The sequence below is a fragment of the Fibrisoma montanum genome (assembly GCF_003583365.1).
In the GTDB taxonomy this organism is placed as follows: domain Bacteria; phylum Bacteroidota; class Bacteroidia; order Cytophagales; family Spirosomataceae; genus Fibrisoma; species Fibrisoma montanum.
The window spans coordinates 818524-835719 of the sequence record NZ_QXED01000001.1 but is presented as its reverse complement, the minus strand read 5'-3'; the positions used below and the strand labels follow the sequence as shown (position 1 = coordinate 835719).

The following is a 17196-nucleotide window of genomic DNA, read 5'->3' as shown; positions in this document are numbered from 1 at the left end:
ATTATGGAAAAACTCGAAGACGCCCCCAAGTTTCGTTTCTGGAAAGGCCAGCTAGAAAGCAACGGCCTGAAAATTAACGGTGTTAAAGATCATTTTATCCGTCGGCGGCACAACGGCGAGGTGCTGTTTGCCATGCTCGAAGTGGATGCCGACACCCCCGAAGGAGACAAAATTCCACCGGTCTGTTTCCTGAAAGGTCATGCAGCCTCCATCCTCGTATCGCTCATTGACAAAGAAACGAAGGAGAAATTTGTGGTGCTGGTCCGCCAGCGACGCATCTCCGATGGTTCGCATACGTATGAGCACCCAGCTGGCATGGTCGACGCCGACGACGCGCCCGATGAAGTGGCTGCCCGTGAGCTGGGTGAGGAGATTGGGCTGGAGGTCAGGGCCGATGAACTGACCAAACTGAATCCCCGGTTGTGGTTTCCCAGCACCGGTACCAGCGACGAAGCCATGCACTTCTTCTTCATCGAACGGGAGCTGCCGCGCGAAGAGATCATGGCGTTTCACCACAAAGACATGGGTAACCAGTCGGAGTTTGAACGCATCACAACCGCCGTAACAACCCTTCCGGAAGCGCATAAGCTGGTCAATAACGTCAACGGCCTGCTGATCCACTTCCTGTATCTGAAACACGTCGGCGACTACGAAACGATGAAGTTGCTGTAAGGAGCCGTTCAGGGATTGACTCGCCACGAGTCAATCCCTGAACGTTGTATAAAGGCAGAAAATCCTTGCCAACGAACCCGGTTAAGCGTCGAAAGAACTGGGTGTCTACCGACAGAAACCGCTTACAGCGTCGCTAAACTACCGCGTCTGGCAACAGCACTTCACCTGATTACCGCCGTGGCTGATGCGCACCGGCTGGTCGGAAATAAACACGGTTTAATGGGGTGCCTGATGTACTTGAACCTGGCTGTTGATTCCGGGACAATGCAGACATTGGTCTAAAAAAGATTACGTTTTCAACACCGGCGCACTTGTGTTTTTAAAGGCTAAACCGCTATATTTGCACTCCCAAACCGAAAAATGCTCCCGTAGTTCAATGGATAGAATTATGGTTTCCGGTACCATCGATAGGGGTTCGAATCCCTTCGGGAGCACTCAGAGTGAATAAAGGCTAATTCGTTATAGTGTATTTATGTTCACTATCAGCGAGTTAGCCTTTTTGCTTTATTAAGGTTTATGAAAAATAACACCGTTTCGTCAACTTAAACCGTCAACTGATCCGTCAACCGTGTAAGTTTTCTTCGTAACTTGGTAGAGACCAAACCAAGTAAGACCAATGAAAACTGTGTCCGATAAGGATATAAAATTCCTGCTCAAAGACCCCCGCGCTGACCGGCCAACGCTCATCTCCATTGTGTATCGGTATGATAATCAAAGGTTTGTTTATTCAACCGGCCTGACTATTGATCCCTATCAATGGGATGCCGATAAACAACGCGCCCACATCAACCAAAAGGCTCGCAGTGTTCGGGAAACATACCAAACTATTAACGCAGGCCTAGATCGTTACCGGACCACGCTCAAAACGATTCTGACGCGGCTGCAACTTGCCAACGTACCGTTCGACAACCGAACTATTAAACAACACCTCGAAGCCGAAACCGGGCGCGTCAAAAAGGTTAAACCCACGCCAGTAGTTGAGAGGGAAAGGGAGCCGTTTACAGCTTACATTGAGCGATTTGTTCGGCTGGCTGAGGATGGCAAACGGCTCAACGCGAAAAGTGCCCGGTATTCCCGGTTTACTCTGGCCAGTTACCGACTATTGAAACGGTTACTGGAAGAGTACCACACTGAAACCGGCAACCCGGTTGACTACGACGCATACAGCCTTACGTTCTACCACGCCTTTAAAATTTGGTTGACAAGTCGGGGGTTGACGCTTAATTACGTTGGTTGTTTACTTAAGAATCTGAAAATACTTCTGAAACAGGCTTACGGAGATGGATTACATACAAACACGATTTTCCAGCACAAAGACTTCAAAAAGTTCTCGGAGGACGTTGATAGTGTTTACCTAACTTCCGATGAACTAACCGCAATTTATAACCTCAATCTGTCGTCAACGCCAGGGTTAGACCGGGCGCGTGATCTGTTTCTGATAGGTTGTTATACTGGTCTACGATTTTCTGACTTTACGCAGCTACGGCCCGAAAACATTAAGGACCGTATCCTGACGCGCAAGACGCTCAAAACTTCTGAACGGGTTTCTGTACCCCTCAATTCAAAAGTCTTGGCCATTCTGGCTAAGTACAACGGTGTACCTCCGCAACCGATCAGCAACCAACGCTTGAACGATCACCTGAAAGAATTATGTAAACGGGCGGGTTTAACCGAACGCATTGAAGTTAGTCGAACACGGGGCGGCTCTAACGAATTGCGCTATCCCGAAAAGTGGGAGTTAGTCGGTACGCATACTGCCCGGCGTTCGTTTGCAACTAACGCATATTTGGCAAAGGTGCCGCCTGTTTCAATTATGAAGATTACTGGCCACCGTTCCGAGAAGATGCTACTACGGTACATCAAAGTTTCGTCAGAGCAAAATGCTATGATGTTGCTCGATCACGATCACTTTCAGTAAAGTGTGTCTTAGCAATTCAAATATGAAAATCACAGGCCACTGAGTAAAACGCCTTGTTGATGTTGGAACACCCACAATTTGCAGGGAACGCCGACAAGAAGACTTTTCCAATTAGTTCATTGAACAAAGTAATATGATATTACTGGCATTATTTACTGAGACTTATTCTGCGCTAACTCGAAGAAAGTTGCCTTAATAATCACCCACTTACAGGAATGAATTTACAAACAACCCAATATGACCAACTGGTCAATTTATTCAATTGTTGGTCATATACCGGCCTTTTGTCATTTGCAGCTTATGAGACACAATTGAAGAAGTTACCGGGTGAAGATGCTCGATTAGCCGTAAGTAGGGAGACTATGCATTTTTTTTACGAAACCCGTCAACAACTGCAGGACTGCTTAACTGGATTAAGCAAGGAAGTGGAGGCTAATATGCTCACAATAGGGCGTGACCAGCATGACATTATATATCTCAATAAGTTAGCCAATACTTACAATCAGATTACGGAGTACCTTAACAACGAGTTCGGTAGGCAGATAGATAGCTTTGATGGCTTACTGTTTGATATTGAGCCACCTAAAAAACCAATCATAGGCGAGTATCGTGATATAGGTGGTTTTCAAGCTGCAATAATGGATGAAGCAGTTGACCCCTATTGGAATGAGTATGTTACTGAAGAACAATACATAGTTGATGCTGCTGACACTCCCCCCGTTCTTATCAGGCTGATAAAATCAATAACCGAAGGGTTTGCTTTTGGGGCTGCTGTTCTGTATCAAGCAATAACGAAATCTATCGTTTATAAAAACCATCCTGATCTTATTACACTTTTGCCAAGCGATACGCACAAAATCACAGTTCAGAATCAACAATCTTCTAAACCATACGTCAAATTAAGGTGGACTGGAACAAATAGGAGTTTATACGAACTGTTTGCCCAACTTTCATTTATTCAAGTGAAACCGGGAAAACCCTTGCTTGACCATTCAATCAATGAGTTAGCGGAATTTCTGTCTGCTTGTGTCGAAGGATTACCCCAAGCCGAAACAGTCGAACGGGAATTAGAGAAGATGAGAGAGGATGATGGTATAAGTAACTCTGTGAGAGGCCGTATCAACCTGCATATTACACGCGACTAAACTTTACTTAACAGGTTACGGGGAATGTTACACCCGTAAAATTGTAGCCATCAACTCACACCAATTTCGTACTGTACTTATCGAAAACCAACTATGTACGGTACTGTTATCCAAATTACAATGACCCCTGAGCAGTTAACGCAACTGCTTGATGAACGCCTGGCAAACGCCCTTGCTAATTACACACCACCTAAGCCTGAGGGAGCAGTTCTGCCTGACTTAATGACCCGTAAGCAGACCGCCGAAACACTACAAGTTTCACTGACTACCTTAAACGATTGGGCAAAAGACCGGGACGATAGGCCTGCTATTCTTATTCCTCGAAAAATTAATGGACGAGTACGTTACCACCGTGCTGACGTCCTGGCTGCAATGAAAGAATCGCGTCGTTTCAAACAGAATAGAAGTATTTGAACGGGGCATATGTATTGCGGCATGAAAACGATGAATGCGGTGGTCGATGTCGAACACCTCATTGCCCGGTTAGATATTGAACGTCTCTTTTCGCCAACCTATGGTGATATTCGGGAATTGCGCCCACTTAGAACTGTATACAAGGGGCTACATTTGTTTATTCAGCCACGCGCCGATAGCACTACCCATTATTCGGTGCAACTTAGGGGATCGTTGGCAAAGTTTCATAATCAGGAACAACACTGTTTCAGCTTTTTAGACCCTTATGACACCTTAAAAGTGTTAGACGATTTGGCGACAGATTTACGAGTTAATTTGTTTGAGACCAATTTGAATAACCTTGAAGTCACGGCAACAGTTCAGGTGCAAGATGCCAAAGCCATTGTGGGAAACGCTCTTAGTTATCTCGGCGTTGTGGCTAAGCGTGGACGAATGAGGACAGGCCTCTTGTACTCCGATCTGCAGGCCAGCCAGCACCGCTTGAAACTTTACGAGCCATCAGGTGGGTTGTTGCGTGTCGAAATCCACGCCGATAAAATGGCATACTTTGGCAACACACAACCCAAAACTCTGGCGGACCTTGCTTTACCTTTGTTCGCAGAGCCAATGGCTACTAAGTTGCTCAATGCTTTTGGCAAAGTTATTTGGGATTGTGTTGATCTTGAACCCGACGCCTTACCGCTGGACCAAGGCTATCTTTTGGCGAAAGGCCGGAATCCGTCATACTGGCATGTTAACAAGGCCAAATACAACCGCGCTGATTATAGCCGTATTCGTAAGCAACGCGAGCGAGAACGTCCTAAATTCGACGCTATCGTACAGCAGAATTGGACAGCCGCTGACCGCCCTGTCGAGGTTGAACGCAAGATACGAGAACAGTTAACCGCTTATCTTGATATAATGCACACCGGTAAGTACGAACGAGAGCTGAATATGTGTGTAGAGCGTTGGCAGATCGCGGGTTGTCGCAAACCTACACTTCACTAATTGGTAAGTTCGGAGTCTCTAAACATAATCTATCTATTTACTCTAACACCGGACAACGGTCAAAGTATTGGTTGAACAACTTGAGCAGATAAGACTTAACGAGTAGGTCGGCTTTTTCATTCGGCTGTATAACCGCAATCGTCGTTACGTAATCCGATATTTTTTGGGTATAGCGCTTTTGCGTCATGCAACGATACATATAAGCACATAGACTAGGGGTGCATTGAGTATATGAATATAGTCAACCCTTTGATTGATAGCCTATTAATCGATTTGTGATAATTTCAAAAAAACTAAATTCAAAATTACCATGTTGCGGCAGTCCACCCGAGCTTTTTTACCCTAATGGCGGATTAGTTAAGCACCTACAGGAAATGAGTTTACTCTCAATCTTTGCAAGAGACTGACCGTATGTACCTGTAAAAGACCGGCTCAATCTGGCTGAATCGCCCCCCTTATGTCTTACTCTCTTCCAGAAAAGGGAGTTCTTATCAAAAAATATTCGCCCGAGAGTACGCCGGGGCAATAGTATGGTAGTCCTCAGAGGCAAAACCGTTTTAAATACCCCCCCGGCTTAATGGATTGGGGCTGTTATGGGTCCTGAATGATTCCTGCCTTTTAATTTTATGTTTGAGGATTGCGATTTTGAAAATGGGAAACCGCCGGTTAGTTGGGCGAGGAAGAACCGCCCAGGCGAAGGGGAATAAGGCAAGGAAGTAACGGGCGGTTGGTCTATCTTTGTCGCGAGTCACTAACCGTGTTGGGATTTTCCTTGCTATGATGGAATACCTTGCGCCATTCGGCTTTGGGTTTATTGAGCAATTCCTGTATTATATTCGCAATAGCTTCTGGACTTACATAGGCTACCTCAGCGAGAGTCATTCGCTGTTGGTCTATAAGGTCCAGAAGTTTTGTTTTATAAGAGTACTTCGGGGTACATTGTGACAGGGTGAAACCGGATGAATCCACAGGTGAGCGGGTGTTCTGTCCGGTTACGGGTGTCCCTATTCCTGACCAGAGCAAACCGGGTGTTCGTCGGTTTGTGTCGGCGGTGATGCTCAGAACTGACGACGATCTGTTGATGAGCCTCAGCCCTCAGTTCAGGCAGTATGGTAAGGGGTCAAAAGAAGATCCGTTTAGCCGGGTGGCACACAACATCAGGAACCGGCACAGTAACCCGCGCAACAATTTAGCCCGGCGTTTACGTCGATTACTCAAAACACCCGGTTTGTTTCCATCGGCTGAGGTAATTCGTCTGACCGATGAACAACGGGCCGAACTCGACCACTGGAAAGGTACACCCTACGAAGTGCGGTTTTAAGATTCTTTGTAGGGTGTATCCAGTCGGTTACAGCGCGTAGGCACCTTCGGGCGTTTGACGTACCAGAGCTAAGGTGGCTAACGTGTCCAATAACGGTTGTACTTTTTCGGGTTTGGTACGCTGGAAAAAGGCGGCTACCTGTTTGGCGGTTAACGGAACGCCCGCCTGTTGTACCGTATCCCGAACGGCCTGCATCTGTTGGGCCAATTCCTTTGGCCATTCCTGTTGCGTGGTAGTGTTGGCGGTGGCCGTTGTCGTGTTACTGGCTACGGGTAGAGCAAGACCAAGTTGTTGTTGTTGCCCTGGTGCCTGATATTCGGGGCGCAGGTAGCGAATATGCCCGGCGGCCTCCTCAGCGGCTCGTTCGTGGTTCAGGCGAACCAGGCGGTTCAGGATTTCGGCTTCGGGTAGGTCGTGCGGCCATCCGTAGGCATCGGCAACGGCCGCGTCAATCTGTTGGTGCAGACTGAGGACCACCGACGCCAACCCCATTTGATTAATCGTTTGCTCCTTCGCGGTTAACGATTCACCAGCCTTTATTTTTTCCACTACGTTGTAAAGGTCGGTTAGTGTCAGTGTAGGGTGTGCGGCCTGTTGGCGTTTACGGTGTGCGTCCAACTGCTCAGCCAGCTCACGAATACGGACCTTCTGTTGTAGTGTTGCATCGGGAAACGGAAACGGTTCAAAAGAGCGGGATTTTACGTAGACAGGCGTGTTACCTCCTAAGTCGCTACCTGTTGCCAGCGCCCACGTTACATGAATATTACTTGATAAAATACCTAAATAATAAGAATCTTCTAAGGCAATGATAATTAGCTTGTTATCAGGAAGTACATCAGCATTAAGAAACTGAAAAGTTCGATGTTTTGCGGTTTCAACAGTAGCAATGTACCTGTTAACGCCAAATAGGGCTTTGCGTAAATCCTCTCGAGAACGGCGATGTAACCACCAGTTTGTTCTTAATTTTTCGTCTCTGTTTTGATCCCGCTCAGGCTTTACTGTCTGTAAAAGATGTTGATATACATCAGGGAATCGTGTCAGTAGATCGTTCTCAGACAATCCAAACAAATCAATTGCATAAACACTTCGGGGCTTGTCGGTTAAGTCACGGCCATTTCGATAAGGTCTGATGTAATTTTTTAGATCAACATCATTGTCTACACCTAAAAATTTAGCTTGTTCAAAATTGAGAATAAACCCTGAGCTACCAAGTTCAAAACCTCTATTTGATATACTCTCGTTTGATTTTAACGATCCGGCTGAATCTAATTCTACACCAATCGTTAGGTCAGATAGTATTTTCCCTTCTTTCGTTTCAAAAGTTACTTCTGCTGCCTCATCGCCCGTGGGAACATTGATTGTCTTTACGGTTGTCAACAGTCCCGAAAGGTTTGTTCCTAGCCGTGAGGGTGTTGTTTTCTCCGCAACAGTCATAGCGATAGTTACAGCCGCGCCATCTGCACTTTCAACCCATGGATGGTCAGGTATAGCAAATCTTAATACTAACGCTGGCGCATCACCTTCTAAAAAAGGCTGCATCACACGCCGGTTAAAGGTCTGTTTTAAACTATTGGTTGTAATAAACCCGAACCGTTCGGCGCTTCCCTGTTTCACCTGTTCAGCCGCGTTATACCACCAGTACATGACCAGATCAACCGAATCCGGCACTTTGCCTTTGTAAGTTTTACGTAGTGCCTCCGTGTAGCCATCGCCTAACGCGTCACGCATTCGGGCGGGGCCTACAAATGGCGGATTCCCCACAATAAAGTCAGCTTGCGGCCATTCGGCGGGTTTTGGGTTGGGATAGTCATACACCGTCACGCGGGCGGTTTCGTCGGGTACGGGCTGGCCGGTAACGGGGTGTAGTTTGGTTGTTACACCATCCCACCGCGTTACGGGTTGGCCGTTAGCGTCTATACGGGGTACGGGCGGGCCGTGCTGCAATACGGCGTCCTGTTGGTGTATGTTCTCGTACTCATCTAACAACGGTTCGCGTAGTTCACTAACGCCGTGGGTGCGTAGGTGCCATTGCAGGTAACCGATTTTCAACACTACATCGGCAATCGCAGCCGCGCGGGGATTCAGTTCCAGTCCTAACAGTTGGCGGGGTGATACGGTCGTGCCACCGCTGAGGTTCAACAGGGCCGTTTGACCGTAGGAGTTGATTGCGGCCAATACTTCACCTTCCAGCCGTTTGAGGTGTTCAAGGGTAACGTACAGAAAATTGCCCGAACCACAGGCGGGGTCTAAAATCTTGATAGAGGTCAGGCGGTGTAAGAACCGTTCCAGTTCGGCGCGGGCGTTCTTGTCTTTGCCCTCCTCCAACAGCCGGGCGGCTGCGGCCTGTGCTGCGGACCATTCCCGGCGCAACGGTTCCAGTACCGTAGGCAGGACCAACCGTTCGACGTACCGGCGCGGGGTGTAGTGGGCACCTAGGCTGTGCCGTTCGCGGGGGTCTAACGCCCGTTCCAGCAGAGTGCCAAAAATAGCCGGTTCAACGGCGGTCCAATCGGCTTCAGCCGCCTTCAGCAGCAAGGCTATCTGATCGGCATTGAGCGCAATCGCACGGGCATCGTGAAAGAGCTTACCATTGAATTTCCGTAGCCTTGCCTTCAGGTCCGGCGAAAAACCGCCCGTATCCATCGTACGCCAAAGGGTTTCTAAGGCATCGGGTAAAAAATCCCGTAGGTCTGGTTGTGCGTATTGGCGTAGCATACCCGTAAACGACTCCTTAGGAATCAGGCCAACATCCTCCGAGAACATGGTAAACAAACACCTCATCAGGAATTGGGCTACCAGATCGGGTGTATGCCCTGAGCGTTCCAACTGAGTGGACAGTTTAGCCAGGTATTCAGCCAGTTCCCGCGTAACGCGGGCCGAACGGCGGCTTGGGTCCAGTTCGCGCGGGTTCGTGAAGATCAGCCGCAACAAGTCCCGCGTTTCTTCCTCAGCCAGTTTCGCCAATGGGAGCCGGTACCGGGTTTGATCGGGAAACGGCACGAACTGATCACCCACCCCGGCAAAGTTGCTGTATAGGTCAATACAGTAGCCTACATCGGCAACCAGCACAAACAGCGGCCGGGGTTCATCGGCCGGTAACGCTCGCACGTAGCCTAGTGCCTGTTGGCGGGCGGTTTGCATCATCTGTTGCCATTTGGCCGTTCCGCGTACGGCGTGACCTTTCCGGCGTTTCTCAGCGGTTAGGCCAAGTTCCGCCCGTTCTGCCGCCTTCTGTTGGTCGGGTGTGTCAGTCCCCTGTTTGGTTTCCAACACAAAACAGCCCCGTTTGTAGAGGTCAATCCGGCCTATCGTGGTCCGGCCGGAACTGCCTTTTTCATTAAACTCAACCGCCCGTTCGAGTACGTAGGCATCTTGGGCGGGGTTGTCGGTAGTTGGGTCAGGGCGGGGTACGCCGATGAGGTCGCAAAGGTCCTGGAGGAATAGACTGTAATTAGCGCGTTCGGCACCACCGGCCGGTTTCCAGCGGGCTTCAAATTCGGGATAGGTCACGGAACAAGAGGAACGAATAAGTGTACGTAGATACGTAAAAGGTTGAATAGACTGAAAGTTACTAATTCGCCAAATACGATACGGCACCTGTAAGGAGTACGTAGTAAGATGCACTACGCACAGACGTTCACCGCATGACCGGGGAGGGGTACGGCAAATAGCTGGAAAGGAGCGAAATGCACGACCGATAGGCCCGTTTTACGTGTGTGCGGTCAAAATTAGGGAGGGGGGTTACTAAGTTGATTTTTAGCTCAAAAAGGCCATTTTAAGGCTAGGAAAACTACCTGTTTTTTGCTCATCTGGTATAAGTCTATGAATGACAAAGTTTAGTGCAAAAGACGCAAGGCTATGCTACTAAACATTCACACTGGCACGTAGCTGAAACAACGTACTTGCAGCGATTATGCACGTTAGCTGCCAGTTTGATTCTGTACTCGGTTTTTGAGGGTTTTTAACCGTTTGGCCAATGGATCAGACAGAGTGTATCGGGTAGTTACTTGTTGAAGATAAGTGGCCATTTTTTGGGCGAACTCAGCAGGAGAGATTTTGCCGACGTTATCGGAGGAAGGTTTCAATGTACAAGTTTAGTTTACGGTAGGTTGTGCAAATCTTAGAACTCAGATTGAAAAACCAAAGTAAACGAACTCATAATTAACTAAGTGGTATATCTACTAGCTATAAGAAATTAATATCTTCTATATCTGTAAGTTAAGTATGTTAAATCAAGTGCCAAAGAGTTGGGTTAAGAAGTGGTCGGCTTGACTAAGTGAATCGGGCTTTATGAGGTAATGATCAGCGCCCAGTTCTACGGCTCTTGCCCTGTATTCAGGGGTTTCCAACCCAGACATAATCGCAATAACTACAGCCGCGTATCGGGTATGGCTTCGTAACTGAGTGAGCACCTCAAAGCCATCTTGCAACGGCATTATTAAGTCAATCAAAATAAGATCAGGAAGAACCTTTAACTGATCTAGTTCAGCAACAACGGTTGTGCTGTCATGGATCGGGATGGTGATGCAATCGGTGCAATATTGCCTAAACAGTTGTTGTAGGATCAAATAGTCATCCTGGTCATCCTCAACGACAACCACTGTTTTGGTTGTAGTCCGGCCTGCCATCATGTACAATGTAGTCTAATTAGGTGTGCTGACTACAAAAGTATAATTTAAAACATGAACACCTAAAATTATTCATAGAGTTTGTAGACTAATTCTATCTTGCGGAATCATGCAGTTGCCAATGGCGAACCAGTTCGCTTACGATGTTAATAGTCTGGTTGTGATTTGCTGGTTTGGTGTAATACCCATTCGCACCTAAAGCCATTGAACGTTCTTTGTCCTCAGCATTACGGGAGGTAGTCAGAATGACAACGGGTAGATGTTGGTATTGAGGTATGTTGCGGATTTCTTCAAGAGTTTCAAATCCATTCATAACAGGCATGTTCAGGTCAAGAATGACGAGTCGGGGATACGACTCTAATTCGTTCAGCAGGAGGATTAATTCGGAACCGTCGTCAATGAATCTGACCTGAATGGAAGGAACGATCTGGCGCAGCGCCATTGCCATCAACAGTTGGTCGTCGGGGTCGTCGTCCACAACCCAAACTACAGGCTGATCGGTCATAATAGGAGTGAGTTTGTGAATGGATAATGAGCTAATAATCAAACCAAACCTAAAAATACAAATGAACGGATTAGGGTTAAATGGTAAAACTAATCTATTGACCTAACGGCCTCTTGTTAGATGGGTTGCTAGCTGTATGAAAAAACAAAGGCCGGGGGAACCACCCACCCGGCCTATATGAACCGGGGGAACCACCCGCCCGGTTCTGACCAAACCAAGTTGCCCGCTAAGGCACTCGATTCAGGTCAAAAGTACGAAGGTCAAAGGGCTACCTGTCAATTAGTAGACAAAGATTTTATAGTTTACAGGTGTATAATTAGAAATCCGTCAACTAATCCGTCAACTATGCTCAATATCCATTATAAATAGTTGATTTACAATAGGCTTTAAAATCCCTTCGGGAGCACAAAAACCCGCTGATGTAATGTCAGCGGGTTTTTTGTTTTCGATAGCGCGGGGTCTGGATGATAGATTCGTGAGTATCAGGGGCCCAGACTTTTTGAGTAACCTTGCTTCAACACGCATTATAAGGCAGGAGCCTGTAATGCAACGTATAGGCAACCGCCCGTATACGAAAAGGACTGTTTGTTGTATCAACCTTATACGTAAATTGGCCGTACTATATGAGTGTACCGAAAGGTCTGGATAGTAGCGCGGGGCAAATAATTGTAGGTCAACAGATTAGGCGCTTTTGTTTTATCCTGCCGACCGGGGTGCGTAATCGTCAGGATCAGGCTGCCGGAATGATGAAGACGGCCTGTTTTTAGTCTGGTGACGTGTGGATACTATACCGTAGCCTATCAATAAGGAGTTGATTCCAGGTAGCGTAATTTGATTGGTGAGGTACAGCGTGTAAGCGAGAGTATGTGGGCAAAAATTCATCAATAGGCGGTCAGTAGGTTTTTTGGTTAATTTACCTCCACTTGATTATTTGACTTTTGATAAGATAATCAATCCCGAATTCGTTTTATTTTTGCTTGAAAACATACAAAACAGATATGGAAACGCCCATCACCACACAAACATATCCCTGGCGACGCCATTACCCGGAAGGCGTTCCTCATGAAATAAATCCAGACGCTTACCCGTCGCTGGCCGCTCTGATGGAAGACGGCTTCCAGCGTTTCGCGAACCGCCCAGCCTACGAAAACATGGGTAAGCAGCTAACCTTTGGTCAGTTAGATCAGCTTTCGAAACAGTTTGCTTCGTTTTTGCAGAACGACTTAAAGCTCCAGAAGGGAGATCATATTGCTATACAAATGCCGAACGCGCTTCAGTACCCTGTGGCTATGTTTGGCGCACTGCGGGCCGGGCTTGTGGTTGTCAACACCAACCCGCTCTATACGCCCCGCGAGATGCAGCACCAGTTCAAGGACTCACAGGCAAAGGCTATCGTCATCCTCGCGAACTTTGCGGCCAACCTTGAAAAAATCATTGATAAGACAGACATTAAACACGTCATCGTGACGCAGTTGGGCGATTTGCTGGGTTTCCCCAAAAAGCACATCGTCAATGCCGTGGTTAAGTACGTCAAGAAGCTGGTGCCGCCGTTCAATCTGCCAAACGCTATTTCGTTCGGCGACGCGCTGAGCCGGGGCAGTCGGCAACCTTTCCGGCCGGTAGACATCAAGGGCAGCGATCTGGCGTTTATTCAGTACACAGGCGGCACGACCGGCGTCTCGAAGGGGGCGATGCTGTCGCACCGGAACATCATCGCCAACGTAGAAGGACAGGACGTCTGGATGAAACCCGCTAACTTGCCCGACGGTGAAACGGTGGTGGTGGCGGCCTTACCGCTGTATCACGTATATGCCCTAACGACCAACGCACTGGCCTCGCTGAAAATAGGCTCTATGAACCTGCTCATTACCAATCCCCGGGATATGAATGCGTTCATCGACGACCTCAAACGGCACAAAGTCTCGTGTTTTACCGGCGTCAATACGTTGTATAACGGGTTGCTGAATCACCCGCGGATTAATGAGGTAGATTTTAGTCATCTCAAAGTGACGTCGGCAGGCGGAATGGCGCTGCAAACGGCCGTGGCCGAACGCTGGCAGAAACTGACCAGCAACAAACCCGCTGAAGGATACGGCCTCACCGAAACTTCGCCGGTGTTGTGCTCGAACCCGGTTGTGGGTGGCAACCGCGTTGGCACCATCGGCGTGCCCTGGCCGAGTACTGAGTTGAAAATAGTTCGCGACGATGGGACCGATGCGGCCGTGGGTGAACCCGGTGAGATCTGCGCCCGGGGGCCACAGGTATTTGTTGGCTACTTCAACCGCCCCGAAGAAACGGCAAAAGCCATGATGGGCGACTGGTTTAAAACCGGCGATATTGGCGTAATGGATGCCGACGGGTACTTCAAGATCGTGGATCGCAAGAAAGACATGATTCTGGTGTCGGGCTTCAACGTCTATCCAAACGAGATTGAGGACGTAGTGGCCCAGTGCCCCGGGGTTCTGGAGGTAGCCTGCATCGGCGTTCCGGATGCAAAATCGAACGAAGTGGTTAAAATCTTCGTGGTAAAAAAAGATCCGAACCTGACCGAGGAAACGATCAAGGCGTACTGCCGCGAAAACCTGACCGCCTACAAGGTGCCAAAGCTGATCGAGTTCCGGCCGGAGCTGCCTAAATCCAATGTGGGTAAGATTCTGCGCAGGCCGCTGCGGGATGAAGAAATGGCGAAACGCAACGCATAGATAGTTGGTTAACGCATAACGTCCGGCGTTTGAGGTTTTCAGGAACACTGTTGCCTCAAAGCCGGACTTTATGCGTTAATCCAACGACCCGACTCAGGCCATCATCGGCACTGGTTCGGCGTCTTCGTGCAGGGATTCAAGTTCCTGCTGGAACCCGCGAACCTGCTTGATGAACCGGCTGGCTTTCCGGCGTGAGACCTCCACACGGTCGCCGTTTACCAGACTGACAGTCAATTGCTGGCGGTCGGGGTGAATATCCTGCAGGTACAGCAGATTAATGATGTTCTTTTTGTGCGGCCGTACAAACACCTTCGACGACAGGCGGCTTTCCATCTTTTTGAGCGTCAGCGAAACCATTAGCTGGCTGCCATCTACAAAGTGAAATAGGGTGTAGTTGCCTTCGCCTTCCAGCCGGACGATCCGGTGCATCGGCATCTTCTTGCGGTATCCCCAGAAGGGGAGCGTCAGGTCGGGCATGTCAAATTGCTGGGCAATCTGTTCGACATGCGCTGTTGTCAGCGGCTTGGGTGACAATTGCTGTTTCATACATTTGAACGGGTGTGAATAAGATTGACGCAGTGAACTCGGAACGGGCCGATAGCCTCACCAACGTGCTCTACAATTTTACACAAAATTCAGAATCAATGCATTATAAGATGGATAATATTTTATTAGTAATAAATACTTAATACGCATGGCCGCAGAAACTGGATTAAAAAAAGGCGTTTGCCGGCAGACGAACTAATACGTTTCATTTAGGATTATGGGAGGTAATAACCTCTTTGAAGTTTCTACTATGGCAACCTTGCTCGATCTGGTTGGCAATACTCCTCTGATTGAATTAAACCGCATTCACCAAAATCCCCGGGTTAAAATCTACGGTAAACTGGAAGGTCATAATCCAGGTGGCAGCGTGAAAGACCGGGCAGCCGCCAGCATGATCCAGGGCGCTCTGTCGCGGGGTGAACTGAAACCGGGAATAAAGCTGATTGAAGCTACCAGTGGCAACACGGGTATCGCTCTGGCCATGATTGCCCGGCTCTACGACATTGATATTGAGCTGGTCATGCCCGAAAACTCGACCCGCGAACGGGTATTGACGATGGAGGCATTTGGGGCTAAGGTCATTTTGACCGAAAGCATTGAAAGCGCCCGCGATTATGCCGACGCCCAGGTGGCCAAAGGGGGCTATCTGATGCTTAATCAATTCGCTAACCCGGATAATTACCTCGCCCATTACCGCACAACCGGCCCGGAAATCTGGCGGGATACCGACGGACAAGTCACGCATTTCGTTTCGTCGATGGGTACGACCGGCACCATCATGGGTACATCCCGCTACCTGAAAGAACAGAACCCGGACGTGCAGATTGTGGGGTGCCAGCCAACGGATGGCTCGTCGATTCCGGGTATCCGGAAGTGGCCGGTCGAGTACCTGCCTAAAATATTCGAACCCGAGCGGGTCGATCGCGTAATCGAAGTATCGGAGGCCAACGCGGTGCAGACGACGCGGAAACTGGCCAGCGTGGAAGGCGTTTTTGCCGGTATGAGCAGCGGAGGAGCCGTCTATGCGTCGATGAAACTGGCCGAAGAACTGGAATCCGGCGTCATTGTCTGTATCATCTGCGATCGGGGCGATCGGTATCTGTCCTCATCGCTGTTCGGCTGATCAGTCGCCTACACCCGTAATCAGACGGTTTTCTTCTTTCAGGCACGGTAACAGATTACGTATCTTTGTCGCATGTACAAGCGTATTCTGTTGCCGTTGCTGTTTCGTTTCGACGCCGAAACTATACACCATGTGGTCACGTCGGCCCTGAAGTTTGCGTTCAGGGTTCCCGGGATATCCTGGCTCAGTCGCAAACTTTACGTAATGGATGATCCGCGTCTGGCCCGTACTGTTTTTGGACTGACGTTTCCGAACCCGATTGGGATGGCAGCCGGCTTCGACAAAAACGCTGAGCTGGTCAGCGAGTTGGGCGATCTTGGCTTTGGATTCGTTGAAATCGGCACCGTAACGCCCCGGCCCCAGCCCGGCAATCCCCGGCCGCGGTTGTTTCGCCTGAAAGCCGATCGGGGGCTGATCAACCGCATGGGATTTAACAACAAAGGCGTTGGACCGGCCTCGGGGCGGCTGCGGCAGTTCATGCAGAAACGTAGCGGGCAAACGACCCGGATGCCGGTACTGATTGGCGGAAACATCGGAAAGAATAAGGATACGGCCAACGAAAACGCCCTGAACGATTACCTCAGCTGCTTCCGGGAGCTCTTCGACGTAGTGGATTACTTTGTCGTCAACGTTAGCTCGCCCAATACGCCCGGTCTGCGCGATCTGCAGGAAAGAGAGCCGCTGACCCGCCTGCTGACAGCCCTGCAGCAGGAAAACCAGCAGCACGCAGCGCCGAAACCAGTTTTGTTGAAAATTGCACCCGACCTGACGAATGGGCAGCTCGACGATATTATCGCCATTGTGGCCGAAACCCGCATCGCGGGCGTCATTGCGACAAACACGACCATCAGCCGCGCTGATCTGACTACCGAGGCTACCGTTGTGGAACAGATAGGAGCCGGTGGGGTTAGCGGATATCCATTGCGCCACCGCTCGACGGAGGTGATCCGGTACCTGCATAACCAATCGGGCGGGGCGTTTCCAATTATAGGCGTCGGAGGGATTTTTTCGGCTGATGATGCACTGGAAAAGCTGCAGGCCGGAGCCAGTCTGGTACAGGTGTATACCAGTTTTATCTACGAAGGCCCTGCGCTGGCCAAACGGATCAACCAGGCGTTGTTGAGAGCGCCCGCGCCGGCCATGCAGCCGCTAGCCTAAGTTTTTTATTAATCGCCCGCAATCGGCTCATCGGAAACTACCGTATTTTCGTTGAAAATAGGGAAATTTACCTCTGC

General features: G+C 49.1%; 13 protein-coding genes and 1 tRNA gene. 10 read left to right on the top strand and 4 right to left on the bottom strand.

The window, feature by feature from the left end; all coding sequences use genetic code 11:
* Nucleotides 1-3 precede the first annotated feature (3 nt).
* The 7 genes from DYU11_RS03475 to DYU11_RS03445 all read left to right on the top strand — a co-directional run bounded on the left by DYU11_RS03475 (nt 4) and on the right by DYU11_RS03445 (nt 6457).
* Nucleotides 4-672 carry an NUDIX hydrolase gene (locus DYU11_RS03475; RefSeq protein ID WP_119666235.1) on the top strand — a complete coding sequence of 223 codons (669 nt, stop codon included), beginning with the start codon at nt 4-6 and terminating at the stop codon, nt 670-672.
* Between the two features lie 362 nt (nt 673-1034).
* Nucleotides 1035-1106, top strand: a tRNA-Arg gene (locus DYU11_RS03470).
* Nucleotides 1107-1288: 182 nt separating this feature from the next.
* The gene (locus DYU11_RS03465; protein WP_119666234.1) at nt 1289-2590 is read left to right on the top strand and encodes a site-specific integrase; all 1302 of its coding nucleotides are present in this window, start codon (nt 1289-1291) and stop codon (nt 2588-2590) included.
* 215 nt (nt 2591-2805) lie between these two features.
* Nucleotides 2806-3735 carry a hypothetical protein gene (locus DYU11_RS03460; protein ID WP_119666233.1) on the top strand — a complete coding sequence of 310 codons (930 nt, stop codon included), beginning with the start codon at nt 2806-2808 and terminating at the stop codon, nt 3733-3735.
* 93 nt (nt 3736-3828) lie between these two features.
* Complete coding sequence (locus DYU11_RS03455; protein WP_119666232.1) at nt 3829-4149, top strand: helix-turn-helix domain-containing protein; 321 nt, start codon at nt 3829-3831, stop codon at nt 4147-4149.
* Nucleotides 4150-4170: 21 nt separating this feature from the next.
* Entirely contained in the window at nt 4171-5136 is a 966-nt protein-coding gene (locus DYU11_RS03450; protein WP_147367877.1) for a hypothetical protein, read from the top strand.
* A gap of 949 nt (nt 5137-6085) precedes the next feature.
* Nucleotides 6086-6457: a hypothetical protein gene (locus DYU11_RS03445; protein WP_147367876.1), complete on the top strand. Its 372-nt coding sequence runs from the start codon at nt 6086-6088 to the stop codon at nt 6455-6457.
* A 27-nt stretch (nt 6458-6484) separates the two neighbouring features.
* Here the strand turns inward: DYU11_RS03445 and DYU11_RS03440 are convergent, their stop codons facing one another.
* The 3 genes from DYU11_RS03440 to DYU11_RS03430 form a co-directional block, all read right to left on the bottom strand.
* A complete protein-coding gene (locus tag DYU11_RS03440) occupies nt 6485-9967 on the bottom strand; it encodes a class I SAM-dependent DNA methyltransferase (RefSeq protein ID WP_119666229.1) in 3483 nt (1160 codons plus the stop codon).
* Between the two features lie 722 nt (nt 9968-10689).
* Nucleotides 10690-11088: a response regulator gene (locus DYU11_RS03435; protein WP_119666228.1), complete on the bottom strand. Its 399-nt coding sequence runs from the start codon at nt 11086-11088 to the stop codon at nt 10690-10692.
* Between the two features lie 91 nt (nt 11089-11179).
* On the bottom strand, nt 11180-11590 hold the full coding sequence (locus DYU11_RS03430) for a response regulator (RefSeq protein ID WP_119666227.1): 411 nt from the start codon (nt 11588-11590) through the stop codon (nt 11180-11182).
* A gap of 998 nt (nt 11591-12588) precedes the next feature.
* Between DYU11_RS03430 and DYU11_RS03425 the strand changes: the two genes are divergently transcribed.
* Nucleotides 12589-14292 (top strand): AMP-binding protein, encoded by a 1704-nt coding sequence (locus tag DYU11_RS03425; RefSeq protein WP_119666226.1) that lies wholly within the window; start codon nt 12589-12591, stop codon nt 14290-14292.
* A 93-nt stretch (nt 14293-14385) separates the two neighbouring features.
* Here DYU11_RS03425 and DYU11_RS03420 read toward each other — a convergent pair whose 3' ends face one another.
* Nucleotides 14386-14838 carry a LytR/AlgR family response regulator transcription factor gene (locus DYU11_RS03420; RefSeq protein ID WP_119666225.1) on the bottom strand — a complete coding sequence of 151 codons (453 nt, stop codon included), beginning with the start codon at nt 14836-14838 and terminating at the stop codon, nt 14386-14388.
* 250 nt (nt 14839-15088) lie between these two features.
* Here DYU11_RS03420 and cysM point away from each other — a divergent pair, with 250 nt between their 5' ends.
* Both cysM and DYU11_RS03410 read left to right on the top strand, forming a co-directional pair.
* Nucleotides 15089-15961, top strand: a complete 873-nt coding sequence (gene cysM / locus DYU11_RS03415) for a cysteine synthase CysM (protein ID WP_119666224.1) — start codon at nt 15089-15091, stop codon at nt 15959-15961.
* A gap of 72 nt (nt 15962-16033) precedes the next feature.
* The gene (locus DYU11_RS03410) at nt 16034-17119 is read left to right on the top strand and encodes a quinone-dependent dihydroorotate dehydrogenase (RefSeq protein ID WP_119666223.1); all 1086 of its coding nucleotides are present in this window, start codon (nt 16034-16036) and stop codon (nt 17117-17119) included.
* Nucleotides 17120-17196: the final 77 nt, after the last annotated feature.